The organism is Mesorhizobium sp. M1A.F.Ca.ET.072.01.1.1 (assembly GCF_004023325.1).
GTDB lineage: Bacteria > Pseudomonadota > Alphaproteobacteria > Rhizobiales > Rhizobiaceae > Mesorhizobium.
Genome location: NZ_RZSF01000554.1, coordinates 1 through 2,629 on the forward strand (window position 1 = coordinate 1; position 2,629 = coordinate 2,629).

Annotated in this window: 3 protein-coding genes and 2 pseudogenes; 3 read left to right on the forward strand and 2 right to left on the reverse strand. The window is 63.9% G+C overall.

Going from position 1 to position 2,629, the window contains the following annotated elements; translation table 11 throughout:
* Positions 1 to 110 precede the first annotated feature (110 nt).
* Together EOA32_RS36120 and EOA32_RS36125 are read right to left on the reverse strand one after the other, a co-directional pair.
* Entirely contained in the window at positions 111 to 452 is a 342-nt protein-coding gene (locus EOA32_RS36120) for an ATP-binding protein (RefSeq protein WP_281015307.1), read from the reverse strand.
* Positions 453 to 468: 16 nt separating this feature from the next.
* Positions 469 to 1,242 (reverse strand): annotated as a pseudogene (locus EOA32_RS36125) (IS21 family transposase); the annotation flags it as partial.
* Positions 1,243 to 1,268: 26 nt separating this feature from the next.
* Between EOA32_RS36125 and EOA32_RS36130 the strand changes: the two are divergent.
* From EOA32_RS36130 to EOA32_RS40440, 3 genes and pseudogenes are all read left to right on the forward strand, one after another.
* Positions 1,269 to 1,556 (forward strand): DUF5372 family protein, encoded by a 288-nt coding sequence (locus EOA32_RS36130; protein ID WP_128374225.1) that lies wholly within the window; start codon positions 1,269 to 1,271, stop codon positions 1,554 to 1,556.
* A gap of 167 nt (positions 1,557 to 1,723) precedes the next feature.
* Entirely contained in the window at positions 1,724 to 2,203 is a 480-nt protein-coding gene (locus EOA32_RS36135) for a helix-turn-helix domain-containing protein (protein ID WP_128374226.1), read from the forward strand.
* A gap of 258 nt (positions 2,204 to 2,461) precedes the next feature.
* Positions 2,462 to 2,629: pseudogene (locus tag EOA32_RS40440) on the forward strand (recombinase family protein); the annotation flags it as partial.

The window sequence follows — 2,629 nt, forward strand, 5'->3', positions numbered from 1 at the left end:
TCTTGAGAACCCGGATGTAGGGGATCGCTCCAATGCCAGCCGCAAGCGTCCGCTAACATCAAATCCGGATCAACAAATCCTTGTCTTTCAATGACATACCAAGGTGGGCATTATGACGTGGGATCGGTCTGGCCGGTGACGATCAGGTTCTCATGCGCCTTCAGCCATTCGCCCTGGGCGAGCGCCATGGTGTTGCGGCGGTCGAGCCCGCGCGGCGCGGCAAAGTCGATGTCCTCGATGCAGGCTTCGGGAAAGCGCAGCCTGGCTGAGGCGAGCCGGTTCCTGACGCGCTTGTCGGCCCGCATGGCGACCTCACGGTCGAGCATCAGGCCGAGCCACTCGTCACGGCTGAGCTCGTTGGCGTTGTTCCGTTCGGCCAGTTCGCGCCAGGCGGCAGCCATGCCGGCCAGACCGAGGGCCTGCATCTGGTCGAGGGTGGGATTCGTCAGCATTCTTTCTTCCTTTCCTTCACTGGTAATAGGTGGAGCCGCGGATGTTGGCGTGCTGGGGTGTCGGCTTTGCCGGTTCTGCGGAGCTGGCCCGGTCGAGACCGGCTTTGAGGATGGCGGTGACGGAGGAGTAGGCGATCGCGTTGATCAGCAGCGCGCGCTCGCAGGCGGCATCGAGACGCTCCGGCCCATAGCGCGGCGCCAGCGACAGGATGCCCATGGCCGAGCGGTATCCCTGTTCCGGATGCGGTCGGTCGCGCATCATGCGATCGACCAGGATGGCGGCGTTGGGGCCGATCCTGGCTGCCCGGCTGATCAGGCTGGCCGGTGTGGTGTTGGCGTAGCGCTGGTGCGCCTTGGGCATGTGTTCGTTGATGGTGACATGGCCGGAACGCTGCGAGCGACGGACATGGCTGGCAACGCGCTGGTGATCGTGAAAGATCTCGACCACCCGATGCGTGAGCCGCACCTCAACGGTACGCCCGATCAGCCGGTGCGGCACCGAGTAGAAGGTCTTGTCGACCTCGACATGGTAGTCGGGATGCACCTTCGCCGACTTCCACTCGGCGTATTCGAATGGCGCCGCCGGCAGCGGCTTCAAGGCACCCCGCTCGATCTCCTCGAACAGTTCGCGGCGGCTTTGGCCGATATGGCGCATCGGCCGGTTGTTCAACTCCTCGAGCAGTTCGGCGATCGCCGCGTTGAGCTCGGCGATCGAGAAGAAGGATCGATTCCTCAGTCGTGCCAGAATCCAGCGCTCGACGATCAGCACCGCGCCTTCGACCTTGCCTTTGGATAAAGCCGTCAACTGCAGCCCGTATGGGGACGACCGGCCTCACGGTCCGCATTACCCACCCATTCCACCCGCTTAAGGGCCAGACCTTCGACATGATCAGCCGCAGCCCGCATTGGGGCGACGACCGGGTGATCTACCGGGCGGCGGACGGGACCTTGCCCACGATTGCTGCCGCAATGACGGACATGGAGCAGCCTGACGCATTCCGGCGCGTCGCGGCCGGGCGCGCGGCGTTCCGGACGGTCGACCTACTGGATTTGCTCACGCTGCTGGATCGGATCTTTGCGCCGGTGGAGGCGGACGATGCGTAAGGTTAAATACGCCGCCGATGTAAGGCAAATTACGCCGCAACGCCTCCTCATATGCCGCAGATATCCCCAGAATTGCAGGATTTGTCCCGGGTGTCGTGAAGAGACCTCGTTTGACGTCTCACCAGGTAAGGCGTATTTATATTTACGAATCAATTTGGATGATGGTCATGGCGAAGCAAAAGCCAGCACGACGCGACCCAAAGGCCGAGGCCTTGGCCCGCGACGGCGCACTCAACCCCCACCCCGAGGCCGTGCGCGACACGCTGTTTGCCGGCAATCCCTTCTTCGATGCCAGGGACCTTGTGCAGGTCCGCTACGAGATGGTGCGCCGCCATCAGGCCGATCGCGTGCCGATCAGCGACGTCGCCAGCGCCTTCGGGGTCTCGCGGCCAACCTTCTACAAAGCTCAGAGCGCCTTGGCCGACCAGGGCCTCGCCGGGCTGGTGCCCCGGCAGCGGGGCCCAAAGGGCGGACACAAGATCTCTGCCGAGGTCCTCGCCTACGTCGACCAACTCAGGACGACGAGGCCCGACCTCACCGTGCCGCAACGTATCGACGCTATCGCCACACGCTTTGGCGTCAGGGTGCACCGGCGAAGTCTGGAGCGGGCGATGGCGCCCAAAAAAAAACCACGCGATCTGCCTTAACCGTCCGCGCGACCAGCCTCGTCGGCACATACGAACAACTGCGCGCCGCGGTGCTCAGCGCCCGGCTGATCACCGGATCAGGTCTGGTAACCCTGCGCCGTCAAGGCATGGTCGCCTGGATCAAGGCCGCAACGACAACACCCAACTTTACGTCGCCTTGCCCGGTACATCGCCCCCCGTCGGCAGGCGCGATCGCCACCAGCGAGCTCACCCTCATCCTTGCCAGCCTTGTTGTCACGCTAACCGCGGAGCCAGCACATGCCTGACCTCAAAGTCACCGCCGATCACCTTCGGCGCGACGCCTACCTCTACATCCGTCAGTCTACGCTGCGACAGGTCGCCGAGAACGGCGAGAGCACGCAGCGACAGTATGGGCTGCGTGATCGCGCCATTGCCGCCGGTTGGCCGGTCGAACGCGTCCACGTG